Source organism: Kitasatospora cineracea (assembly GCF_003751605.1).
Taxonomy (GTDB): Bacteria; Actinomycetota; Actinomycetes; order Streptomycetales; family Streptomycetaceae; genus Kitasatospora; species Kitasatospora cineracea.
The window spans coordinates 1,383,258-1,405,203 of record NZ_RJVJ01000002.1; the positions used below are offsets into that span (position 1 = coordinate 1,383,258).

Below are 21,946 nucleotides of genomic sequence, written 5' to 3' on the forward strand. Positions count from 1 at the left end.
TCAATGTCTTCGAACCGCCTCCGTCCGCGCCGTTCCTGCCTGGCCGTGCCGGGCAGCAACCCGCGCTTCCTGGAGAAGGCCCAGGGCCTGCCCGCCGACCAGGTCTTCCTCGACCTGGAGGACGCCTGCGCCCCGCTGGTCAAGGAGAGCGCCCGGCACCACATCGTGGACGCCCTGAACAACGGCGACTGGGGCGGCAAGACCCGGGTCGTCCGGGTCAACGACTGGACCACGCACTGGACCTACCGCGACGTGATCACCGTCGTCGAGGGCGCCGGCCAGAACCTGGACTGCATCATGCTGCCCAAGGTGCAGGACGCCCAGCAGGTGATCGCGCTGGACCTGCTGCTCACCCAGATCGAGAAGACGGTGGGCCTGGAGGTCGGGAAGATCGGCATCGAGGCGCAGATCGAGAACGCCAAGGGCCTGATCAACGTCGACGCGATCGCCGCCGCCTCGCCCCGGCTGGAGACCATCATCTTCGGCCCGGCCGACTTCATGGCGTCCATCAACATGAAGTCCCTGGTGGTCGGCGAGCAGCCGCCCGGCTACGGCGCCGACGCCTACCACTACATCCTGATGCGCATCCTGATGGCCGCCCGCGCCAACGACCTGCAGGCGATCGACGGCCCCTACCTGCAGATCCGCAACCAGGAGGGCTACCGCGAGGTGGCCCGCCGCTCGGCCGCCCTCGGCTTCGACGGCAAGTGGGTGCTGCACCCGGACCAGGTCGGCGCCGCGAACGAGATCTACTCGCCCGCGCAGGAGGACTACGACCACGCCGAGCTGATCCTGGACGCCTACGACTGGTGCACCTCGGAGGCCGGCGGCGCCAAGGGCTCGGCGATGCTCGGCGACGAGATGATCGACGAGGCCAGCCGCAAGATGGCCCTGGTCATCGCGGGCAAGGGCCGGGCCGCGGGCATGGAGCGCACCACCAAGTTCGAACAGCCTGTTTCCGACAAGACGGCGGGGGCGTGACGCGATGCAGTTCGGACGCACCTACGAGGAGTTCGAGGTCGGCGCGGTCTACAAGCACTGGCCCGGCAAGACCGTCACCGAGTACGACGACCACCTGTTCTGCCTGCTCACCATGAACCACCACCCGCTGCACCTGGACGCCAACTACGCGACCACCACCGTGCAGGGCAAGAACGTCGTGGTCGGCAACTACGTCTACTCGCTGCTGCTCGGCATGTCGGTGCCGGACGTGTCCGGCAAGGCGATCGCCAACCTGGAGATCGAGTCGCTGCGGCACGTCGCGCCGACCTTCCACGGCGACACGCTGTACGGCGAGACCGAAGTTCTCGACAAGCACATGACATCCAAGCCGGATCGCGGCATCGTGTACGTCGAGACCAAGGGCTACAAGCAGGACGGCACCGTCGTCTGCACCTTCCGCCGCAAGGTGATGGTGCCGACCGAGACGTACGTGAAGGAGCGCGGCGGGGAACAGCCCGGCCGCCCCGAGCCGCTCGCCTGACCGCCCTCAGAGCCCCGGACGGGCGGGCCGCCGTCATCGGCCTTCGCCCCTACCCGGTCCCGGGGGCTCCGCGGCAGCCACGCGCCGCGGAGCCCCCCACCCCTCACCCTCTTCCTCACGAGCATTCACGGAGCCGCACGATGGGACGCCTCGCACAGACCGACGGCCTCACCGAGATCCAGCGGGACATCCTCGCCACCGTGCGGGAGTTCGTCGACAAGGAGATCATCCCGGTCGCCACCGAACTCGAGCACCGCGACGAGTACCCGACCGCGATCGTCGAGGGCATGAAGCAGCTCGGCCTGTTCGGGCTGACCATCCCCGAGGAGTACGGCGGCCTCGGCGAGTCGCTGCTCACCTACGCCCTGGTGGTGGAGGAGATCGCCCGCGGCTGGATGTCGGTCTCCGGCATCGTGAACACCCACTTCATCGTGGCGCACATGATCACCGCGCACGGCACCCGGGAGCAGAAGGACTACTTCCTGCCGAAGATGGCGGCCGGCGAGCTGCGCGGCGCCTTCTCGATGTCCGAGCCGGGCCTGGGCTCCGACGTGTCGGCGATCTCCACCAAGGGCGTCAAGGACGGCGACTCCTACGTCCTGAACGGCCAGAAGATGTGGCTGACCAACGGCGGCACCTCCAGCGTCGTCGCGGTGCTGTGCCGGACGGACGAGGGCGGCAGCACCCCGTACAAGAACATGACCACCTTCCTGGTCGAGAAGACCCCGGGCTTCGGGCCGAACGAGACCGTTCCCGGCCTGACCGTGCCCGGCAAGATCGAGAAGATGGGCTACAAGGGCGTCGACACCACCGAGTTGGTGCTGCAGGACGTCCGGGTCCCGGCCGACCGGATCCTCGGCGGCGTCCCCGGCAAGGGCTTCTACCAGATGATGGACGGCGTCGAGGTCGGCCGGGTCAACGTGGCCGCCCGCGGCTGCGGGGTGGCCCGCCGGGCGTTCGAGCTGGGCATCGCCTACGCGCAGCAGCGCACCACCTTCGGCAAGAAGATCGCCGAGCACCAGGCGATCCAGTTCAAGCTCGCCGAGATGGCCACCAAGGTCGAGGCCGCGCACCAGATGATGGTGATGGCCGCCCGCAAGAAGGACAGCGGCCAGCGCAACGACCTCGAGGCCGGCATGGCCAAGTACCTGGCCTCCGAGTACTGCAAGGAGGTCGTCGAGGACTCCTTCCGGATCCACGGCGGCTACGGCTTCTCCAAGGAGTACGAGATCGAGCGGCTCTACCGGGAGGCCCCGATGCTGCTGATCGGTGAAGGTACGGCGGAGATCCAGAAGATGATCGTGGGACGCCGGCTGCTGGAGGAGTACCGGCTCGCCGACTGAAGACCCCCTCCCCGCACGGACGGTGGGCGTGCGGCCCGCCGTCCGTCGCCGCCGCGTCCGGCCCCCGGCCTGGTCAGCCGACCCCGGGCCGGACCGGCGCCCGAGGCGACCCACCGGCGCGTTTCCCCAGGTGCGCGCCGGTGGGTCGCCTCCGCACACCGCGTGTCACGCCGCCGTCACTGAGACGTGAATCACCCGTGACCCGCGACCTCTTGGGGAACCGCCTCCGCTCCGGTTACGGTCGTATGCATAGCAGGTGCCCGACTCCGCAGGCAGGCGTAGTTCGACTAGCAGGCGGCTTGCCCAGATACGGGCAGGTCCCGATAGCATCCACCCGGACAGCAGCCGTCCAAACAACTCGATCCCCGCGGTGGCCCCCAGTCCAGGGGCCATTCAGTGTCCCCGCGCGGGGCCGCGACTAAAGGTCCTCGATGCCCATCAGCCCGTCCCCTCACACCTCCGCCCAGGGTCCCGGACCCGAGGGTCGGCGCCCCCGCGTGACCATCGCGCGCGGTGCCACCCCGTGGTTCGTTCCCACGCTGGCCACCGCCGCCGTGACGACCGCCCTCACCCGGCGTTCCGGCAAGTGGGCCCTGGCGGCCGTGCCCGCCTGCGCCCTGAGCGCTGGCATGCTGTGGTTCTTCCGCGACCCCGAGCGCGAGATCGGCGCCGGGCGAGTCATCTCCCCGGCCGACGGCGTGGTCCAGTCCATCGACGAGTGGCCGGACGGGCGCACCCGCGTCGCCATCTTCATGAGCCCGCTCAACGTCCACGTCAACCGCGCGCCGCTGCCCGGCACCGTGACGTCCGTCGAGCACATCGCCGGTGGGTTCGTCCCGGCGTTCAACAAGGACAGCGACCGCAACGAGCGCGTCGTGTGGCACTTCGACACCGAGCTCGGCGACATCGAGATGGTGCAGATCGCGGGTGCTGTGGCCCGCCGCATCGTCCCCTACGTGGACGCCGGCACCAAGGTCGAGCAGGGCGAGCGGGTCGGTCTGATCCGCTTCGGCTCCCGCGTCGACACCTACCTGCCGGCGGGCGTCGAGGTCGGCGTCACGGTCGGCCAGAAGACCACCGCCGGGGTGACTCGCCTTGACCGTGACTGATCCGGAAACCCTCATGGAGCTCGACGACGAAGAGTCGACCGAGCTCCGCCGCCGACGCTGGGCCCGGGACCGCGAACTACGCGCCCCCCGCTCCCCCCAGCACCTGTCCACCGCCGACTTCCTGACCCTCGGCAACGCCGTCTGCGGCTTCCTGGCGATCTACTCGATCACCACCGGGATCCTCATGCCGCACCTCACCGACGAGTCGGCCGCCCCGGTCAAGCACAGCGCCGCCACCGCGGTGACGCTGCTGCTGATCGGCTCCATGTGCGACCTCTTCGACGGCCTGGTGGCGCGCAAGCTGCGCTCCTCCGCGCTCGGCGCCGAGCTCGACAACCTGGCCGACCTGATCAGCTTCGGCATCGCGCCGGCCTACTTCGTCGCGGTGTGGGGCCTGGTCTCCCCCGGCAGCAACCAGCAGCTCTCCGCGTTCATCGCGCTGACCGTGCTGCTGGCCGTGGTGCTGCGGCTGGCCCGCTTCTCGGCCGTGAAGATGCGACCGGGGATCTTCCAGGGCATGCCCTGCCCGATGGGCGCGATGACCGTGCTGGCCATCGTGCTGCTCGACCCGCCGTTCATCCCGGGCCTGCTGATGATCCTCGGCGTGGCCTACCTGATGGTCAGCCGGATCGAGTACCCCAAGCCGCAGGGCCTGCTGGCCACCGCGACGCTCGCCTGGATCGTCGTCTCCATCGGCTGCCTCGCCTCCTGGGCCGCGGGCCTGCCCGGCGGCGACACCCTGATGCACATCGGTGCGGTCGCCCAGATCGCGCTGGCCGCGATGGCTCCGCTGCTGGTCATCCGCCGCAAGGTCGGCGAGAAGGTCGGCGTGGTGCGGGCGCGTCGGGCGGAGAACCGGGGCTAGCCCCGGGCTGTACGCCACGAGAAAGCCGCCCTCCCGGAAGTTCTCCGGGAGGGCGGCTTCTTCGTCGGCTTCGTTCCCCTTCGCGCAGTTCCCCGCGCCCCTGACGGGGCGCATCGCTCAGGCGCCGCCGTTGTGGACGGAGAAGGCGCTGCGGCGGGCGGCGCGGGCGACGGCCGGGTCGGGGTGGACGGAGGCGACGGCGGTCAGCACGCTGGCGGCGCGCGGGTGGCCGGACTGGCGGGCGCGGTGGAACAGCCGCACCGGCTCGCCGGCCGAGGCGCCCTCGACGTGGCCGACCAGCAGCGCGGTCTCGCCGTGGTCGAGGACGGCGGCGGCGGTGTCCACCCACAGCCAGGCGGCGTCCTCGGCGCCCAGCACGTCGGCCGGGGACACCCCGTCCTCGTCCAGCTGTTCGGCCAGCCAGAGCAGCGCGTAGGGGCGCAGGACGGGCTCGTCGACGGCGGCCCGCACGCCCTGTTCGGCGGTGGAGCCGGCCACCACCCGGAGCGCCTCGAAGGCCAGGCCGCGGACCAGGGCGTCCTCGCCGCGGGCGGCTTCGAGGAGTTCGGCGACGGCGCGGTCGGCGGGGCGGGCGGCGACCCAGGCCCGGAACTCGGCGCGGGCCGGGCCGGGGCTGTAGTCGGCGCAGGCGCTGAGCAGTTCGGCGGCGCTCTGCTCGATGTGGCCGGCGGCGGTCTGCGCGACGGTGCAGATCTCCTCCAGCTTGGCCCGGACCGCCCAGTGGCCGAGCGGGGAGAGCTCGGCGGCCTCGTCGCGGCGGCCGAGCGCGCCGACGGCGGCCAGGCCGTCGAGCATCCAGTCGAGGACGGCGGCGACGTCGGCGGGCGAGTGCGGGGTGTCGATCTGCGGTTCGCGGCAGGTGCCGCGGACGGCGGAGACGGCGAACGCGGCGTGCGGGACGGGCGACAGCGGGAAGGTGCCGGAGCTGGGGCCGAGGCGGCGCTCGTCGAGGCCGCGACGGAGCAGTTCGAGCAGTTCGCTGTCGACCACCGGGCCGTCCACCAGGTGCAGGAAGGACAGCAGCTGGGGGGCCTGGTCGACGGCCTGCCCGGCCAGCTGGGCGAACACGCCGCGCAGGGCGGCGGGCGGGACGGGGGCGAGCAGCGTCCAGGCGTCGAACAGCGCGGACCAGCCGCGGATCACCGCCTCGTCGTCGTGCTCCCAGGCGTGCAGCCGCCAGCCGGGCCCGGCGCCGCCGTCGCGGAGCTCGACCAGGCCGACCAGCAGGGCCTGGCCCCAGGCGTTGGCGGCGGCGCCGACGGTCATGGCGAGGGCGCGCCCGGCGGCGCGGGCGTCCTCGGGCAGGAGTTCGCCGCGCTTGTCGACCTCGGAGAGCTCACCGGCCCAGCGGGCCACCCGGACCGCGTCGGCGAGCATCCGGCGGGCCAGCGGGGCGAGCTCGGAGGGGGCCGGGAAGCCGTCCGGGACGGGTACGCGGCCGCGCCCCGGCTTCGCGGGGACCCGGCGGCGGTTGGCGGCGGCGGGGGGAGTGCCCTCCACACGACCGACGGCCGCCGTTCCGGGCAGACGGGTCACCGTCGCACCGGTGCGGTGGGGCGGGTGCGGGGCATCACGGTCGCGCGGGTTCCGAGACGTCACGCCGTGCAGTCTTCCCCTTGTACGGGCCTTCTGTCACATCGACTGCCGAGCTGTCTCGGCCCGATGTCCGAGCGGATCGAACGGCGGGGGGACGAGTCACCGCGAAACGGGAGGAATCACTCCGCTTTTCGACGTGGACATGGCGAATAAGGTGACCACTCCGTGACGGAGACGCGGTGCGCCGGGTTCCGGTTCCCGCTCCGGCCCGGCACGGGGCTCCCGGCCGGATCAGAGCAGCGGGGTGAGGAAGCGGCGCAGCGCCTCGGTGTACCCGTCCGGGTCGGCGTTCCACAGCGCGGCGTGCTCGGCGTGCGGCACCGGGTGCAGGCTGACCAGGTCGTCGCGGCCGTCGGCGAGGCGCTGCGCGGCGCTCCACGGGGCGACCGGGTCGTCGGGGCTGTGCAGCAGCAGCGCCGGCGAGGGCAGGTCGGCACCGGAGGCGATCCGGGCGAAGTCGGCGAGGTCGACGCCGGTGCGGCCGCGGGCGGCGAGCGCGCCGAGTTCGCCGAGGGCCGGGGAGGACCAGGTCCGGGTGGCGCCCCGGCGGACCGTCTCGGACCAGTCGAGCACCGGGGAGTCCAGCACCAGCCCGGCGATCCGGTCCCGCCAGGTGGAGCGGGCGGCGGTGTGCAGGGCGACGGTCGCGCCGACCGACCAGCCGTACAGCACCACCTGGCCCGCGCCCTGGGCCAGCGCGTACCGGACGGCGACGTCGACGTCCTCCCACTCGGTCTCGCCGAAGTGGCCCAGGCCGTCGGGCGAGGGCGGCGCGTCCGCGTCGCCGCGGTAGCTGACGGTCAGGGTGGGCAGCCGCAGCGCGTGCAGCAGCGGCAGCACCGGCAGGGCCTGCTCGCGGCCGGTGCCCGGGCCGTGCACCAGGACCACCCAGGTGCCGCGGATGCCCGCGGTGCGCCAGGCCGGCAGGTTGCCGAGGTCGCTGGCCACCGCGACGTCCGCGTAGTCCAGCCCGAGCGCGGTGCGCGGGTCGCCGAGCAGCACCCGCGGGGTGACCCGGACCTCGGTGCCGACCGCGAGGGTGCCGCCGTCGGCCCGCTCCAGCCGCCGGGTGACCCGGCCGCCGCCACTGCCGAGCACCTCGCCGACCACGGCGTGGCCGTCCTCGCCCCACTCCAGCGCGTAGTGCCCGCGGCGCAGGGTGTCCGGCGTCGCGGTCAGCACCACCCGGCCCGGCCCGAGGTCGTGCACCTCGACCGGGGCGGGCGCGAACACGACCTGCGCGGAGCCGGGGCGCACCACCCGGTCCGAGACTCTCCGGCCGAGCAGCAGGAAGGCCGCCGCTCCGGTTCCTGCGGCGGCGGCTGCGACGACGGCTGCGGTTCCCCAACGCATGGCGGTCTCCCGGGTGCTGGCGGTCCTGTGCTCCCAGTGCACCTGCCCGCAGAGCGGACGGCGAATCGGGGCGGCGCTGCGGGTGACCGGACGGGGCGGCGGCGCGGGGCGGTCAGGGCGTCCCGTCGGCCCCGGCCTCGGCGAGGAGGTGCCAGAAGCGGGCGGTGGGGTCGGGGCGGGTCGGGGCGGGGGCGGCGCCCCAGGAGGTGGGGGTGTGGTGCTCGGACTGGAGGGTGGCGAGGACGTGTTCGAGGACGGCGGGGGCGACCGGGACCAGGCGGGCGACGGGGTGGAGTTGGGCCTGCCAGCGGCCCTGGACGACCTGGCGGAGGCGGGCGTCGAGGTCGGCGGTGCGGCCGGTGAGGCGGATCAGGGTGGGCAGGTCGAGGGCGAGGACCCGGGCGAGCAGGCGGGTCTGGTCCTCGTTGCCGGTCCAGCGTCCGGTGGTTTCGGTCTGCCGGTAGGTGGTGGGGGTGAGGCCGAGCAGGCGGGCGGCCTGGTCCCGGGTGAGTTCGCGGGCGATCCGGTGGTCGCGCAGGGTGGCCGGGGCGGTGCCCATCAGCCGGACGGGCGGGCACCACAGGGTGCGGGCGAGGGCGGTCAACTGCTCCTCGGTGGGCGGGAGCAGGCCGTCCTCCCAGCCGAGGACGTGCCCGGGCAGCAGCCGCACGCCGTGGGCGGCCAGCCCGGCCGCGACCTGCTCGACCGTCAGGCCGAGCGCGGTGCGGTGGGCGCGGGCGGCGGCCGGGGAGAACGGCACCGGCGCGGGGGCCGGCGGCTGTCTGCGTCGCATGCCTGCCGACGCTAGGTGCGGGGGTGGTCGGGCCACAGCCGCGGATGGCACGAAACGGGGGCGCGGCCGGGGCCGGGCGGTTGGGCGAACCGACGACCGGGGCGGGCGGTCAGGCGCGGTCGTGGAGGGTGATGTGGTAGCCGTCGGGGTCGGCGAAGGTGAAGGTCCGGCCGAAGGGGCCGTCGACCGGTGCGGAGACGATGGGGTGGCCGTCGGCGGCGAGGGCGTCGTGGACGGCCTGGACGTCGGTGGCGTGCAGCCAGAGCGCGGTGCCGAGGCCGGGCCGGGCGGCGGAGTCGAGGTCGGTGCCGGGGACGAGGTCGCGGAGGGCGAACGCGATCGGCCGGGTGGTGAAGACGACGGCGTGCGGGGGGCCGGCCGGCGAGCGGACCAGGCCGAGGTAGTGCTGGTAGAACGCCTGCGCGGCGTCGAGGTCGCGGACCTGCAGCGAGATGAAGTCGGGGCCGGTGACGGGCATGGCGGGGTTCCTCTCCTCCGTGTCAGATTCCTGACACGGATCAACGTATGTCAGACTTCTGACATGAGTCAAAGCGGCGGCGGCATCGATCTGGACACCTCACTGGGCTACCTGCTGAAGGAGGCTTCGAGCGTCCTGCGCTCGGCCATGGAGGAGGTGCTGCGGCCGCTCGGCATGACCGTGACGCACTACTCCTGCCTCGAACTGCTGGCCCAGCGGCCGGGCATGTCGAACTCCGAACTGGCGCGCGGCGCGTTCGTGACCCGGCAGTCGATGAACGTGCTGCTCCAGCACCTGGAACGGGAGGGGGACGTGGTCAGGCCCGCGGCGGCGCCGGTCGGGAAGGCCCTGCCGGCCCGGCTCACGCCCCGCGGGCGGCGGAGCCTGGAGGAGGCGAGCGCGGCAGTCCGCTCGGTGGAGGTCAGGATGCTGGCCGGGATGACCGAGGCCGAGCAGGCGGACGCGCTCCGGAGCCTGCGGAGCATGATCCACTCCCTGCGCGGGGGGAGTGCCGGCAGCTGAGTCGGCGGCGCCGATCGGATCCTCAACTGCCTTTCACATAAGGCGAGTTGGGGGAATCGGCGGCGAAAGTTTCACGGGGCGCGGACCGGAGGATTGACGGCGTCCGGTCAGTCTGGGTGGATGCGGTGGGAGCGCTCCCGAAGTACTCCACTCCCCTTCTTCCCCCGGAGGAGCAACGATGGCAGGACAGCGCAGGCGACGGGCCGGGCGCCCGGGTGCGGGGCTGGTGGCAGGCGTGCTGGTGGTGGCCGGTGCGGGCTGGGCGGTCCAGCAGCAGGCGGTGGCGGCGGGCGGGTGCCGGGTGGACTACACGGTCGTCAACGCCTGGCAGGGCGGTTTCGGGGCGGACGTGAAGGTCACCAACCTCGGTGCGGCCGTGACGAGTTGGACGCTGCAGTGGTCGTTCGGCAACGGCGAGCAGGTCACCCAGGCGTGGAACGCGGACGTGACCGCGGGCAGTACGCAGGTCACCGCGAAGAGCCTGGACTACAACGGCTCGGTGGCGTCCGGCGCCACCGTGGGGTTCGGGTTCAACGGCTCGGTGCCGGGCGCGGCCGCAGTGCCCTCCTCGTTCACCTTCAACGGGACGGTGTGCACCGGGAGTCCGACCGCCACCCCGTCACCGGGCAGCTCCCCGTCGGGGACGCCCGCCGGGCAGGGGCGGCAGGTGGAGAAGCTGGACCGCGGGCTGGTCTCGGTGCGCAGCGGGACGGCGAACCTGGTGTCCTGGCGCTGGCTGGCCACCGACCCGGACGACGTGGCGTTCAACGTGTACCGGGACGGCGCCAGGGTGAACGCCGCACCGCTGGCCACCGCGACGGACTACCTGGACGCCGGCGCGCCGGCCGGGGCCTCGTACACGGTGCGGGCGGTGGTGGGCGGGGTCGAGCAGGCCGCCTCGCCGGCCTCGGTCGGCTTCGCGGACGGCTACCGGGACGTGCCGATCACGCCGCCGCCCGGCGGGTCGAACGCGAGCGGCTCCTACACGTACGAGGCGAACGACGCGAGCGTGGGCGACCTCGACGGGGACGGGCAGTACGAGTTCGTGCTGAAGTGGAACCCGACCGACGCCAAGGACAACTCGCAGTCGGGCTACACCGGCGACACCTACCTGGACGCGTACGAGCTGGACGGCACCCGGCTGTGGCGGATCGACCTGGGGCGCAACATCCGCTCGGGCGCGCACTACACGCAGTTCCAGGTGTACGACTACGACGGCGACGGGCGGGCCGAGGTCGCCGTGAAGACCGCGGACGGCACGGTGGACGGCGCCGGGCGGACCATCGGCAGCGCCACCGCCGACCACCGCAACTCCAGCGGGTACGTGCTGTCCGGGCCGGAGTTCCTGACGGTCTTCGACGGGCGCAGCGGCGCCGCGCTGCAGACGGTGGACTACGACCCGCCGCGCGGCACCGTCTCGGCCTGGGGCGACTCGTACGGCAACCGGGTGGACCGGTTCCTGGCCGGGACGGCGTACCTGGACGGCTCGCGCCCGTCGCTGGTGACGGCCCGCGGCTACTACACCCGCACCGTGATCACGGCCTGGGACTGGCGCGGCGGCAAGCTCACCGAGCGGTGGAGGTTCGACACCGACGCCTCCGGCAACGGCGCCTACGCGGGCCAGGGCGACCACCAGTTGGCGGTCGCGGACGTGGACGGCGACGGGCGGGACGAGATCGTCTACGGGGCGATGGCCGTGGACGACGACGGGCACGGGCTGTGGAACACCGGGCAGGGGCACGGCGACGCGATGCACGTCGGCGACCTCGACCCGAGCCGCCCGGGCTTGGAGGAGTTCAAGGTCGACGAGACCACCACCAAGTACTCGGCCTGGTTCGCCGACGCCCGGACCGGCCGGATCCTGTGGCACCAGCCCGACTGCGGCTGCGACAACGGGCGCGGCGTCTCCGACGACGTGTACGCGGGCAGCCCGGGCGCCGAGTCCTGGTCGTCCGGGGTCAGCGGGCTCTACAGCGCCCAGGGGCAGGACGTCGGGCGCAAGCCGGGTTCGGCCAACTTCACGCTCTGGTGGGACGGCGACCCGGTGCGCGAACTGCTCGACGGCACCCACGTCGACAAGTACGGCACCGCGGCCGACACCCGGCTGCTGACCGCCTCGGGCGTGCACGCGAACAACGGCACCAAGGCCACCCCGTCGCTGTCCGCCGACCTGTTCGGCGACTGGCGCGAGGAGGTGGTGTGGCCCACCACCGACAACCGGGCGCTGCGGATCTACTCCACCCCCGTGCCGACCCCGCTGCGGATCACCACGCTGATGCACGACGTGCAGTACCGGGAGGCCGTCGCCTGGCAGAACACCGCCTACAACCAGCCGCCGCACCCGGGTTTCTTCCTCGGCGACGGCATGCCGACCGCGCCGCGGCCCGTCGTGCACACGCCCTGACCTGGCACCTCGCCCCTCGGCGGCCCCGGTGGCCGTATGTGACCAACCCCTCCACCCGCTCGGTTGACTGCCTCGAACCGGGCGTGGTGGGATCTTCGGGCCAAACGGAGGCAAGCAGAGGAAGCCGGTGCGAGTCCGGCGCGGTCCCGCCACTGTGACCGGACCACCCCGCGCGGGGGTGACCGGAAGTCAGGAGACTCTGGCCCCCGTTCCGTCGATCCAGGGCGCGGACCCTGAGTGAGGACACGACGCCATGGGGGCTGCCCCGTACCTGGTGGGCGCGGCCGCGGGATACCTCGCGGACGCCCGGCTCGGAGACCCCCGGCGCGGACACCCCGTCGCCCTGTTCGGCACCGCCGCGGCCCGGCTGGAGCGCCGCCTGTGGCGCGACCACCGCGGGGCCGGGGCGCTGCACACCGCGCTCGCCGTCGGCACGGTCGCGGCCGGGGCGGCGCTGGCCGTCCGGGCCGTCCGGCGCTCCCCCGTCGCGGCCGGGGCGCTGGCCGCCGGGGCCGCCTTCACCGTGCTGGGCGGGACGTCGCTGACCCGGGAGGCCACCGCGATCGGGCGTTCGCTGGCGGACGGCGACCTGGCCGCCGCGCGCGAGCGGCTGCCGCACCTGTGCGGGCGCGACCCGTCGGGCCTGGACGAGCAGCAGGTGGCCCGGGCGGTGGTCGAGTCGGTCGCCGAGAACACCGCCGACGCGGTGGTCAACGCCCTGGTCTGGGGCGGCGTCGCGGGCGTGCCCGGGCTGCTGGCGTTCCGGGCCGTCAACACGCTGGACGCCATGGTCGGGCACAGGTCGGCCCGCTACCGGCGCTTCGGCTGGGCCGCGGCCCGGCTCGACGACGTCGCCGGGTGGCCGGGGGCGCGGCTGACCGCGCTGCTGGCCGTCGCCGCGTCCGGCGCGCCCGGGCGGGCCTGGCGGGTCTGGCGGCGGGACGGCTCCGCGCACCCGAGCCCCAACGCGGGCCAGGCGGAGGCCGCGTTCGCGGGGGCGCTGGGCGTGCAGCTGGGCGGCACCCTGCGGTACGGCGAACGGGTCGAGCACCGGCCGGTGCTGGGCGCGGGCCTGCCGCCGGTCGGCACGGCCGACATCGAACGGGCCTGCCGCCTCTCGCGCCGGGTCGGCGCGCTCGCGCTGGCGGCCACGCTGGCCCTGCGGGCACTGGGCGGACGGCGGCGCAGGTGACCCCGCCGCGGTGCGGGCTGATGGTGCGACTGACATTGCCGGCACGGGACTTCGGCATGCCGCCGTCCGCCGCGTGCGGTTCCGCGAGCCCCGGTCGGGGCGTCTCGAAAGGAGTTCGCCGGTGAACGGCGCGCTGCTGGTGGCCGGTACGACCTCGGACGCCGGGAAGAGTGTGGTGACGGCGGGGATCTGCCGCTGGCTGGCCCGGCAGGGGGTGCGGGTGGCGCCGTTCAAGGCGCAGAACATGTCGCTGAACTCGTTCGTGACGGTCGACGGGGCGGAGATCGGGCGGGCGCAGGCGATGCAGGCGCAGGCCGCGGGGGTGGCGCCGGAGGCGGCGATGAACCCGGTGCTGCTGAAGCCGGGCGCGGACGGGCGCAGCCAGGTGGTGCTGCTGGGGCGGGCGGTCGCGGAGGTCGGGGCGCTGGACTACCGGGAGCGCAAACCGGTGCTGCTGGAGCGGGCGCTGGAGTGCCTGGCGGACCTGCGCGGGCGCTTCGACGTGGTGGTGTGCGAGGGCGCGGGCTCCCCGGCGGAGATCAACCTGCGGGACCGGGACATCGCCAACATGGGCCTGGCCTCGGCGGCCCGGCTGCCGGTGGTGGTGGTCGGGGACATCGACCGCGGCGGGGTGTTCGCGTCGATGTTCGGGACGCTGGCGCTGCTGTCGCCGGACGACCAGGCGCTGATCGCCGGGTGGTTCGTCAACAAGTTCCGCGGTGACGCCCGGCTGCTGGCGCCGGGCCTGGAGATGCTGCGGCAGCTGACGGGGCGTCCGGTGCTGGGGACGTTCCCGATGCTGCCGGGCCTGTGGCTGGACGCGGAGGACTCGCTCGGCCTGGCGTCGGTGGCGTCCCGTCCGGCGGCGGGCGGGCCGGTGGGGGCTCAGGTGCTGCGGGTCGCGGTGGTGCGCTTCCCCGGCTGTCGAACTTCACCGACGTGGACGCGCTGGCCCAGGAGCCGGGCGTGCTGGTGCGCTGGGCGACCCGCCCCGAGGAGCTGGCGGACGCCGACCTGGTGGTGCTGCCCGGCACCCGGGCCACCGTCGCGGACCTGGCCTGGCTGCGCGCGCAGGGCCTGGCCGGGCCGCTGGCGGCGCGGGTCGCGGCGGGGCTGCCGGTGCTGGGGGTGTGCGGCGGCTACCAGATGCTGGGGCGGGAGATCGTCGACGCGGTGGAGTCGAAGTCGTCCGGCCCGGTGGCCGGCCTGGGGCTGCTGCCGACCCGGGTGGTGTTCGGCGCGGAGAAGGTGCTGGCCCGGCCGTCGGGGGTGGCGCTGGGCGAGCCGGTGGAGGGCTACGAGATCCACCACGGCGTGGTGGCGGTCGAGGGCGGCGAGGTGTTCGTCGCGGACGCCGCCGGGCGGGCGCTGGACGGCTGCCGGACCGGCTCGGTGTGGGGCACCACCTGGCACGGCCTGCTGGAGAACGACGCGTTCCGCCGGGCGTTCCTGACCGAGGTGGCCCGGGCCGCCGGGCGCTCCTTCGTCCCGGCGCCGGACACCTCGTTCGCCGCCGCCCGCGAGCAGCAGCTCGACGCGCTGGGCGACCTGGTGGCCGAGCACGCCGACACCGACGCGCTGTGGAAGCTGATCGAGAACGGGGCACCGGCGGGTCTGCCGTTCGTGCCGCCCGGGGCCCCGGCCCCGCTGGAGATGGGGAGTAGCAAGTGACCGAGGCCCGTTATCCGTTCACGGCGATCGTGGGCATGGACGACCTGCGGCTGGGGCTGCTGCTGAACGCGGTCTCGCCGGCCGTGGGCGGGGTGCTGGTGCGGGGCGAGAAGGGCACCGCGAAGTCGACGATGGTGCGGGCCCTGGCGGGGCTGCTGCCGTCGATCGGGGTCGTGGCGGGCTGCCGGTTCGCCTGCGACCCGGCGGCGGTGGACCCGCAGTGCCCGGACGGGCCGCACCGGGGCGCGGACCGGGGTGAACGGCCCGCGTTCCTGGTGGAGTTGCCGGTCGGCGTGTCCGAGGACCGGGTGGTCGGCGCGCTGGACCTGGAGCGGGCCCTCGCCGAGGGCGTGAAGGCGTACGAGCCGGGGCTGCTGGCGAAGGCGCACCGCGGGGTGCTGTACATCGACGAGGTGAACCTGCTGCAGGACCACCTGGTGGACCTGCTGCTGGACGCGGCCGCGATGGGGCGCTCGTACGTGGAGCGCGAGGGCGTGTCGGTGCGGCACGCGGCCCGGTTCCTGCTGGTGGGGACGATGAACCCGGAGGAGGGCGAGCTGCGGCCGCAGCTGCTGGACCGGTTCGGGCTGACGGTGGAGATCGCGGCGACCCGGGACGCGGACGAGCGCGCCGAGGTGGTGCGCCGGCGGCTCGCGTACGACGCCGACCCGGCCGCCTTCGCGGCGCGCTGGGACGGGCGGGAACGGGAGCTGGCCGAACGGATCACCGCCGCACGGGAGTTGCTGCCAGACGTCGAGCTCTCCGACCTGGCGCTGCGTCAGATCACCGCGGTGTGCGCGGCGTTCGAGGTGGACGGCCTGCGCGCGGACATCGTGATGGCGCGCACCGCGGTGGCGCTGGCCGCCTGGGCGGGGCGCACCGAGGTGCTGGAGGAGGACGTCCGGACGGCGGCCCGGCTGGCGCTGCCGCACCGGCGGCGGCGCAACCCGTTCGACGCGCCCGGGCTGGACGAGGAGCAGCTGGACCGGACGCTGGCCGAGCACCAGGGGGAACCGGACGGCGACGGCGACGGGCCCGACGACGGCGGCGACGGCGGTCCCGACGGCGGCGGCCCGGACGGCGGCGGCCCGGACGGCGGCGGCGCACCGGAGCCCGGCGATCCCCACGTGCCGTCCGGGGAGGCGAGTTCGGACGATGCCCCCGCCCCGCCGCAGCAACGCCCGGGCGGCGGGCGGGAGTCGGCGCCGGTGGCGGCCGACCGGCCGTACCGCACCCGGCTGTTCAAGGTGGACGGCACCGGCCGGGGCGCGCAGGGCCGGCGCTCCCCCGCCGAGACGGACGCCGGGCACACCATTCGGGCCCGCCGCCCGCAGGGGCGGCTGTCCCGGCTGCACCTGAGCGCGACGCTGCGCGCGGCCGCGCCGCACCAGGCGGCGCGCGGGCGGGCCGGGCGGGCGCTGGTGCTGCGCCGGGACGACCTGCGGGAGCAGGTGCGCCGGGGCCGGGAGTCGAACCTGGTGCTGTTCGTGGTGGACGCCTCGGGGTCGATGGCGGCCCGGCAGCGGATGACGGCGGTCAAGGGCGCGGTGCTGTCCCTGCTGATGGACGCCTACCAGCGGCGCGACAAGATCGGCCTGGTGACGTTCCGCGGCGCGGGCGCGGAGCTGGCGCTGCCGCCGACCTCCTCGGTGGAGGTGGGCGCGGCCCGGCTGGAGCAGCTGCCGACCGGCGGCCGGACGCCGCTGGAGGCGGGCCTGCTGCGGGCGCACGAGGTGCTGCGGGTGGAGCGGCTGCGCGACCCGGACCGGCGCCCGCTGCTGGTGGTGGTGACCGACGGCCGGGCCACCGGCGGCAAGGACGCGCTGCCGCGGGCCCGCCGGGCGGCCGGCCTGCTGGCCGCGCAGGGCGTGGCCGCGGTGGTGCTGGACTGCGAGTCGGGCCCCGTCCGGCTGGGCCTGGCACGGGAGTTGGCCGCGCACCTGAACGGTGACGCAGTGAGCCTGGACGAGCTGCGGGCCGAGGGCGTGGCCTCGCTGGTGCGGGAAGCACGGACGACGACGATGACGCGAAAGGCGGCGTGAGCAGCATGCCCAAGGGAGTGGCGGAGAACGTCCCGGACGACGGCCTGACGACGCGTCAGCGCCGGACCCAGCCGATCACGGCGGTGCACACCGGGCCGGGCAAGGGGAAGTCGACGGCGGCGTTCGGGATGGCGCTGCGGGCCTGGAACCAGGGCTGGCCGGTCGGGGTGTTCCAGTTCGTGAAGTCGGCGAAGTGGAAGGTCGGCGAGGAGAACGCGCTGCGGGTGCTCGGCGAGTCCGGGCAGGGCGGCACGGTGGCCTGGCACAAGATGGGCTCGGGCTGGTCCTGGGTGCAGCGCGACATCGAGTCCTCCGAGGAGGCGGCCCGGGAGGGCTGGGAGCAGGTCAAGCGGGACCTGGCGGCCGAGACGTACCGGTTCTACGTGCTGGACGAGTTCACCTACCCGCTGCACTGGGGGTGGATCGACGTGGCCGAGGTGGTCGAGGTGCTGCGGGAGCGGCCGGGCAGCCAGCACGTGGTGGTGACGGGCCGGTACGCGCCCGAGCCGCTGCTCGAACTGGCCGACCTGGTCACCGAGATGACCAAGGTGAAGCATCCGATGGACGCGGGCCGCAAGGGCCAGCGCGGCATTGAGTGGTAGCGGGTTGAACAGCGTGATTCCCCGGCTGGTGGTGGCCGCGCCGTCCTCCGGGGCGGGCAAGACGACGGTGGCCACCGGCCTGATCGCGGCGCTGGCCGCGCGCGGGCTGAAGGTCTCCCCGCACAAGGTCGGCCCCGACTACATCGACCCCGGCTACCACGCGCTGGCCGCCGGGCGCCCGGGCCGCAACCTGGACGCCTGGATGAGCGGCCCGGAGCGGATCGCCCCGCTGTTCGCGCACGGCGCGGCCGGGGCGGACGTCGCCGTGGTCGAGGGCGTGATGGGCCTGTACGACGGGGCGGCCGGGCGGGGCGAGCTGGCGTCGACGGCGCAGGTGGCGAAGCTGCTGCGGGCGCCGGTGGTGCTGGTGGTGGACGCCTCCTCGCAGTCCCGGTCGGTGGCCGCGCTGGTGCACGGCTTCGCGTCCTGGGACCCGCAGGTCCGGCTGGCCGGGGTGATCCTGAACAAGGTCGCCTCGGACCGGCACGAGACGCTGCTGCGCGAGGCCCTGGAGGAGGGCTCGGGCGTGCCGGTGCTGGGCGCGGTGCGCCGGGCCGGGGCGGTCGACACGCCGTCCCGGCACCTGGGCCTGGTCCCGGCCGTCGAACGCTCCGCGGAGGCGCTGCGGGCGGTCCGCGAGATGGGCGAACTCGTCGCCGCCTCCGTCGACCTGGACGCGGTGCTGGCGCTGGCCCGGACCGCCCCGCCGCTGACCGACGAGCCCTGGGACGCGGCGGCGGAGGTCGAGCCGGTGGCCGGACCCCGGCCGCGGATCGCGCTGGCGGGCGGCGCGGCGTTCTCCTTCTCGTACGCGGAGAACGCCGAACTGCTGGCCGCCGCCGGGGCCGAGGTGGTGCCGTTCGACCCGCTGCACGACGAGCGACTGCCGGAGCGGACGGCGGCGCTGGTGATCGGCGGCGGCTTCCCCGAGGTGTACGTCGCCGAGCTGAGCGCCAACGCGGCACTGCGGAAGGCGGTCGCCGAACTGGCCGCGAGCGGGGCGCCGGTGGTCGGCGAGTGCGCCGGACTGCTGTACCTGGGGCGGGAGTTGGACGGCCTGCCGATGTGCGGGGTGCTGGACACCGCGGCCCGGATGACGCCCCGGCTGACCCTCGGCTACCGGGAGGCGGTGGCGCTCGCCGACTCCCCGCTCGCCGCGGCGGGCTCCCGGGTGCGCGGCCACGAGTTCCACCGCACCGCCACCGACCCGGCCGCCGGCCCGTCCCCCGCCTGGGGCTGGCGGACCCCCGCCGGGCCGCACACCGAGGGCCACCTGCACGGCTCGGTGCACGCCTCCTACCTGCACCTGCACTGGACGGGCGCGCCCGCGCTGCCGTCCCGGCTGGTCCGGCACGCCGCCACCCGGGCGGCCGGGCAGCCGGGCTGAGAGCGGCCGGGGCCGGGTGACGAGGTGTCACCCGGCCCCGGCGGCGGACGGCGATCGGTGGCGGCGGCGGTCAGACCGCCTGGTTCGAGGGGTGCTTGCCCGACTCCTCGTCCTGGGTGGTCAGGCCGAGCTGGCGGCGCAGGTCGAGGATCAGGTCGTCGCCCAGGTGCTTGTAGCCGGCGGTCAGTTCGCGCTCGGTGGTGGCGTCGTCCGGGGCGTTCGCGGCGGCCCGGAAGTGCTGGGCGGCCACCTTGGACTCGGCCACCAGCCGGTCGACGGTCGCCCGGTCGGCGGTGGTCCACCGGGCACCGGACAGCGTGGCGGCCTGCCGGTCGGCCGCGGCGGCCAGCTGCCCGGCCCAGGTGCGGAAACCCGCCGGGTCGTCCTGGACGTCGAGGTCCGTGCCCGGGCCCTCGCTCCAGGCCCGGTCGAACTGGTCGGTGGCCAGCAGCAGGTGCAGCTGGTCGTAGGTCAGGTTGGTCTGGTCCTTGCGCAGCGAACCGGTGAGCTGCCCGCTGCCGGTGAAGAAGCAGACCAGCCGGCGGCCGGAGACCGCGTCCCAGCTGTTCCGGTCGGGGTACAGGTAGCGGTAGTCCAGCGAGTCGCCGAGCGTCCAGGTGTCCATCACGTACTGGTCGACGTGGTCCTTGCAGCCCTTCTTCGCCTCGGCCTCCAGCACGCTGGGCAGCGGGTAGTCGCCCGTCTCCACCGGGATCCCGGTCCAGAAGACCTCGCCCTTGTGCGGCTTCGAGCAGTCCACCTTCCTGGCGACCAGCGTTCCCACCAGGTCGAAGCACTCGCCGACCTCCAGCCGCAGCGGAGAGGCCGCCGGCAGGACCGGGCTGCCGCCGTACCGGGACGACGTGAAGCCCGAGGAGCCGTCCTCGCCGGTGTCGACGGAGAAGGCGTTGCCGACCACCCCCGCCACGAAGACCGCCAGCCAGAGCGAACCGATCACGATCCCCGCGATCGCCAGGCCCCGGCCGCGCTCACCGGTCCGCTTGATCTGGCGCAGCGCGATCGCGCCCATGACGATGCCGGCCGCGCCGACGAAGCACAGGAAGCTCACCACCAGCGAGGCGATCGCCAGCCCGTTGGTGTACAACTGCCGCTGCGGGAAAGCCGGATGACCGGGCATCCCGTACGGCACCGCCCCCGGCGGGAACGCCCCCGGCGGCAACGCGCCGCTCCCCCACGGCTGCTGGCCACCGGGCGCCGGGGCCCACGGGTTGCCGACGGCCGCACCACCGGCCGCCGCCGGGCCGGGCACGGGGCCGGGCACGGGGCCGGGGACCGGCGCGCCGGGGGCGGGGGGTGCCCACGGGTTGGCGGCGGAAGCGGCCGCCGCGGCGGGAACCGGGGCGCCGGGGACGGGGGGCGCCCACGGGTTGGCGGGGACGGCGGGCTCGACGGCCGTCGGAGCAGGGGCGGGAGCGGGAGCGGGAGCGGCGTCCGCAACGGGCCCGGCCGGCTCCGCGTCCACGCCCGTGTCCACGCCCGCGTCTGCATCTGCATCCGCATCCGCATCCGCGTCTGCGGCAGGCTTCGCGAACGAGACCGCCGGGGCGGGCTGTTCGGCGTCCGCGACGGAGTCGGCGGGCTCGGCGGGCCCGGTCGGCCCGGTCGGCCCGGCGGGTGTTCCGCGCTTCTCCAGCGAGAGGGCGGGCGGGGCGTCCGGGCCGTCCTTCCCCGTGCCCTCCTGGTCGAGCGGCATGGCTGGTCCCCCCTGGGAGTGAAACGGTTCGCGGCTGCGCGAATATAGCGGACCCCGCCGTCGGGGTCCCAACGGGTTCCGGACCTGCGGCCGGGCGTCCCGCGCGGGGCCATTGCATACATTGCATACAGCGTTCTACGCTGGCCCCGTGCAGACCGAGAGCACCCGCACGCGACTGCGGGAACTGATCCTGGACGGCCACTACCCGCCGGGGGCCCGGCTGGGCGAGGTGGAGGTCGCCGGGGCCCTGGGGGTCAGCCGGACGCCGGTGCGGGAGGCGTTCCGGGCGCTGGCCTCGGACGGGCTGCTGGCGCCCGCCGGGCGGGGTGTGCGGGTGGTGCGGCTGGACGGCGCGGAGCTGGCGCACGTCTACCGGGTGCGGGCCGCGCTCGAGGCGCTGACGGCGGAGCTGGCCGCCGAGCGGCAGCGGGCCGGGCGGCTGGCGCCGGCCGAGCTGGCCGATCTGGCCGCGCTCGCCGACCGCACCCACCGGGCCACCGCGGACGGGGAGTTCACCGCCGCGGTCCGGCTGAACCGGGCCTTCCACCGGCGGGTCGCCGAACTGGCCGCCAACCCGGTGGCGCTGCACAGCCTGGACCGGCTGTGGGACCAGATCCAGGTCTCCACCCGGCGCACCCTCGGCCCGCCCGGGCGCACCGCCCTGGTCGACGCCCAGCACCGCGACCTGCTCGCCGCGGTCACCGCCGGGGACCCGGACGCCGCCGCGGCGGCCGCCCGGCGGCACGTCCTGGACACCTGCGCGGCCGACCGACCGGCCGCGTCCGACGAAACGGAGTGATCCGCATGGCCTTCTCGCACGCCCACCACTACGCGGTCCGGGTCGAGTGGACCGGCAACCTCGGCACCGGCACCGACCACTACCGCTCCTACGCCCGCGCCCACACCGTCTCGGCCGAGGGCCTGCCGGACCTCCTGGGCAGCTCCGACCCGACCTTCCACGGCGACCGCACCCGGTGGAACCCGGAGCAGCTGCTGCTGGCCGCGCTCGCCCAGTGCCACATGCTGTCCTACCTGCACCACTGCGCGGCCAACGGCGTCGTCGTCCTGTCCTACGCGGACGACTCCGCCGGCACCATGCGCACCGAGGGCAACGGCGGCCGGTTCACCGAGGCGGTGCTCCGCCCCCGGATCGAGGTCGCCGAGGAGTCGATGCGCGAGCAGGCGCTGGCCCTGCACGGCCCGGCGTCCCGGGACTGCTTCATCGCCTCCTCGGTGAACTTCCCGGTCCACCACGAGCCGGTGGTGACCGTTCACTCCGCCGGGTGACGGACCCGTCCCTCACCGGGCAACCGTTCCGCCGGTCGGCACGTCCGAGTATTTTGACTCCGACGCGCAGGTGCATATCAGGAA

18 protein-coding genes, 1 pseudogene and 1 riboswitch are annotated in these 21,946 nt (G+C 74.6%); of the genes and pseudogenes, 14 read left to right on the top strand and 5 right to left on the bottom strand.

The genetic code is table 11. The features are described from left to right. Positions 1 to 3: 3 nt before the first annotated feature. The 5 genes from EDD39_RS32360 (at position 4) to EDD39_RS32380 (ending at position 4,800) form a co-directional block, all read left to right on the top strand. Positions 4 to 981, top strand: coding sequence for an HpcH/HpaI aldolase/citrate lyase family protein (locus EDD39_RS32360; protein WP_123562834.1), 978 nt, complete (start codon positions 4 to 6; stop codon positions 979 to 981). 4 nt (positions 982 to 985) lie between these two features. Continuing rightward, positions 986 to 1,483 carry a MaoC family dehydratase gene (locus tag EDD39_RS32365; protein ID WP_123562836.1) on the top strand — a complete coding sequence of 166 codons (498 nt, stop codon included), beginning with the start codon at positions 986 to 988 and terminating at the stop codon, positions 1,481 to 1,483. 140 nt (positions 1,484 to 1,623) lie between these two features. Then, complete coding sequence (locus EDD39_RS32370; RefSeq protein WP_123562838.1) at positions 1,624 to 2,826, top strand: acyl-CoA dehydrogenase family protein; 1,203 nt, start codon at positions 1,624 to 1,626, stop codon at positions 2,824 to 2,826. A gap of 431 nt (positions 2,827 to 3,257) precedes the next feature. Further along, positions 3,258 to 3,935: a phosphatidylserine decarboxylase gene (locus EDD39_RS32375; RefSeq protein ID WP_123562840.1), complete on the top strand. Its 678-nt coding sequence runs from the start codon at positions 3,258 to 3,260 to the stop codon at positions 3,933 to 3,935. A gap of 13 nt (positions 3,936 to 3,948) precedes the next feature. Then, a complete protein-coding gene (locus EDD39_RS32380; RefSeq protein WP_030459325.1) occupies positions 3,949 to 4,800 on the top strand; it encodes a CDP-alcohol phosphatidyltransferase family protein in 852 nt (283 codons plus the stop codon). 117 nt (positions 4,801 to 4,917) lie between these two features. Here EDD39_RS32380 and EDD39_RS32385 read toward each other — a convergent pair whose 3' ends face one another. From EDD39_RS32385 to EDD39_RS32400, 4 genes are all read right to left on the bottom strand, one after another. After that, a complete protein-coding gene (locus tag EDD39_RS32385; protein WP_435818776.1) occupies positions 4,918 to 6,198 on the bottom strand; it encodes a hypothetical protein in 1,281 nt (426 codons plus the stop codon). Positions 6,199 to 6,648: 450 nt separating this feature from the next. Next, positions 6,649 to 7,770: an alpha/beta hydrolase family protein gene (locus tag EDD39_RS32390; RefSeq protein WP_123562842.1), complete on the bottom strand. Its 1,122-nt coding sequence runs from the start codon at positions 7,768 to 7,770 to the stop codon at positions 6,649 to 6,651. Between the two features lie 112 nt (positions 7,771 to 7,882). Continuing rightward, positions 7,883 to 8,563, bottom strand: a complete 681-nt coding sequence (locus EDD39_RS32395; protein WP_123562844.1) for a helix-turn-helix domain-containing protein — start codon at positions 8,561 to 8,563, stop codon at positions 7,883 to 7,885. 109 nt (positions 8,564 to 8,672) lie between these two features. Further along, positions 8,673 to 9,041, bottom strand: a complete 369-nt coding sequence (locus tag EDD39_RS32400) for a VOC family protein (RefSeq protein ID WP_030459321.1) — start codon at positions 9,039 to 9,041, stop codon at positions 8,673 to 8,675. A gap of 63 nt (positions 9,042 to 9,104) precedes the next feature. On the opposite strand from EDD39_RS32400, the gene EDD39_RS32405 reads away from it, so the two are divergent. The 7 genes and pseudogenes from EDD39_RS32405 to EDD39_RS32435 all read left to right on the top strand — a co-directional run bounded on the left by EDD39_RS32405 (position 9,105) and on the right by EDD39_RS32435 (position 18,861). After that, positions 9,105 to 9,563 carry a MarR family winged helix-turn-helix transcriptional regulator gene (locus tag EDD39_RS32405; protein ID WP_123562847.1) on the top strand — a complete coding sequence of 153 codons (459 nt, stop codon included), beginning with the start codon at positions 9,105 to 9,107 and terminating at the stop codon, positions 9,561 to 9,563. Positions 9,564 to 9,741: 178 nt separating this feature from the next. Continuing rightward, positions 9,742 to 11,967, top strand: coding sequence for a rhamnogalacturonan lyase family protein (locus EDD39_RS32410; protein ID WP_123562849.1), 2,226 nt, complete (start codon positions 9,742 to 9,744; stop codon positions 11,965 to 11,967). Positions 11,968 to 12,058: 91 nt separating this feature from the next. Then, a riboswitch (cobalamin riboswitch) is annotated at positions 12,059 to 12,189 on the top strand. A 31-nt stretch (positions 12,190 to 12,220) separates the two neighbouring features. Next, entirely contained in the window at positions 12,221 to 13,159 is a 939-nt protein-coding gene (locus tag EDD39_RS32415) for a cobalamin biosynthesis protein (RefSeq protein WP_123562851.1), read from the top strand. A gap of 121 nt (positions 13,160 to 13,280) precedes the next feature. After that, positions 13,281 to 14,830 (top strand): annotated as a pseudogene (locus tag EDD39_RS32420) (cobyric acid synthase). A gap of 35 nt (positions 14,831 to 14,865) precedes the next feature. Next, entirely contained in the window at positions 14,866 to 16,872 is a 2,007-nt protein-coding gene (locus EDD39_RS32425) for a putative cobaltochelatase (protein ID WP_244257447.1), read from the top strand. 5 nt (positions 16,873 to 16,877) lie between these two features. Next, a complete protein-coding gene (gene cobO, locus EDD39_RS32430) occupies positions 16,878 to 17,474 on the top strand; it encodes a cob(I)yrinic acid a,c-diamide adenosyltransferase (protein ID WP_030459316.1) in 597 nt (198 codons plus the stop codon). 13 nt (positions 17,475 to 17,487) lie between these two features. Further along, complete coding sequence (locus EDD39_RS32435; RefSeq protein ID WP_425269797.1) at positions 17,488 to 18,861, top strand: cobyrinic acid a,c-diamide synthase CobB; 1,374 nt, start codon at positions 17,488 to 17,490, stop codon at positions 18,859 to 18,861. Positions 18,862 to 18,931: 70 nt separating this feature from the next. Here the strand turns inward: EDD39_RS32435 and EDD39_RS40170 are convergent, their stop codons facing one another. After that, a complete protein-coding gene (locus EDD39_RS40170) occupies positions 18,932 to 20,575 on the bottom strand; it encodes a DUF4190 domain-containing protein (protein ID WP_167518089.1) in 1,644 nt (547 codons plus the stop codon). A 148-nt stretch (positions 20,576 to 20,723) separates the two neighbouring features. On the opposite strand from EDD39_RS40170, the gene EDD39_RS32445 reads away from it, so the two are divergent. Together EDD39_RS32445 and EDD39_RS32450 are read left to right on the top strand one after the other, a co-directional pair. Next, a complete protein-coding gene (locus tag EDD39_RS32445; RefSeq protein WP_123562857.1) occupies positions 20,724 to 21,374 on the top strand; it encodes a GntR family transcriptional regulator in 651 nt (216 codons plus the stop codon). Positions 21,375 to 21,379: 5 nt separating this feature from the next. Next, positions 21,380 to 21,862, top strand: a complete 483-nt coding sequence (locus tag EDD39_RS32450) for an OsmC family protein (RefSeq protein ID WP_123562859.1) — start codon at positions 21,380 to 21,382, stop codon at positions 21,860 to 21,862. Positions 21,863 to 21,946 lie beyond the last annotated feature (84 nt).

Excerpts from the sequence above, each read along its gene's own strand:
- EDD39_RS32360 (WP_123562834.1), top strand. The coding sequence starts at position 4 with ATGTCTTCGAACCGCCTCCGTCCGCGCCGTTCCTGCCTGGCCGTGCCG.
- EDD39_RS32365 (WP_123562836.1), top strand. The coding sequence starts at position 986 with ATGCAGTTCGGACGCACCTACGAGGAGTTCGAGGTCGGCGCGGTCTAC.
- EDD39_RS32370 (WP_123562838.1), top strand. The coding sequence starts at position 1,624 with ATGGGACGCCTCGCACAGACCGACGGCCTCACCGAGATCCAGCGGGAC.
- EDD39_RS32375 (WP_123562840.1), top strand. The coding sequence starts at position 3,258 with ATGCCCATCAGCCCGTCCCCTCACACCTCCGCCCAGGGTCCCGGACCC.
- EDD39_RS32380 (WP_030459325.1), top strand. The coding sequence starts at position 3,949 with ATGGAGCTCGACGACGAAGAGTCGACCGAGCTCCGCCGCCGACGCTGG.
- EDD39_RS32385 (WP_435818776.1), bottom strand. The coding sequence starts at position 6,198 with ATGCTCGCCGACGCGGTCCGGGTGGCCCGCTGGGCCGGTGAGCTCTCC.
- EDD39_RS32390 (WP_123562842.1), bottom strand. The coding sequence starts at position 7,770 with ATGCGTTGGGGAACCGCAGCCGTCGTCGCAGCCGCCGCCGCAGGAACC.
- EDD39_RS32395 (WP_123562844.1), bottom strand. The coding sequence starts at position 8,563 with ATGCGACGCAGACAGCCGCCGGCCCCCGCGCCGGTGCCGTTCTCCCCG.
- EDD39_RS32400 (WP_030459321.1), bottom strand. The coding sequence starts at position 9,041 with ATGCCCGTCACCGGCCCCGACTTCATCTCGCTGCAGGTCCGCGACCTC.
- EDD39_RS32405 (WP_123562847.1), top strand. The coding sequence starts at position 9,105 with ATGAGTCAAAGCGGCGGCGGCATCGATCTGGACACCTCACTGGGCTAC.
- EDD39_RS32410 (WP_123562849.1), top strand. The coding sequence starts at position 9,742 with ATGGCAGGACAGCGCAGGCGACGGGCCGGGCGCCCGGGTGCGGGGCTG.
- EDD39_RS32415 (WP_123562851.1), top strand. The coding sequence starts at position 12,221 with ATGGGGGCTGCCCCGTACCTGGTGGGCGCGGCCGCGGGATACCTCGCG.
- EDD39_RS32425 (WP_244257447.1), top strand. The coding sequence starts at position 14,866 with ATGGACGACCTGCGGCTGGGGCTGCTGCTGAACGCGGTCTCGCCGGCC.
- cobO (WP_030459316.1), top strand. The coding sequence starts at position 16,878 with ATGCCCAAGGGAGTGGCGGAGAACGTCCCGGACGACGGCCTGACGACG.
- EDD39_RS40170 (WP_167518089.1), bottom strand. The coding sequence starts at position 20,575 with ATGCCGCTCGACCAGGAGGGCACGGGGAAGGACGGCCCGGACGCCCCG.
- EDD39_RS32450 (WP_123562859.1), top strand. The coding sequence starts at position 21,380 with ATGGCCTTCTCGCACGCCCACCACTACGCGGTCCGGGTCGAGTGGACC.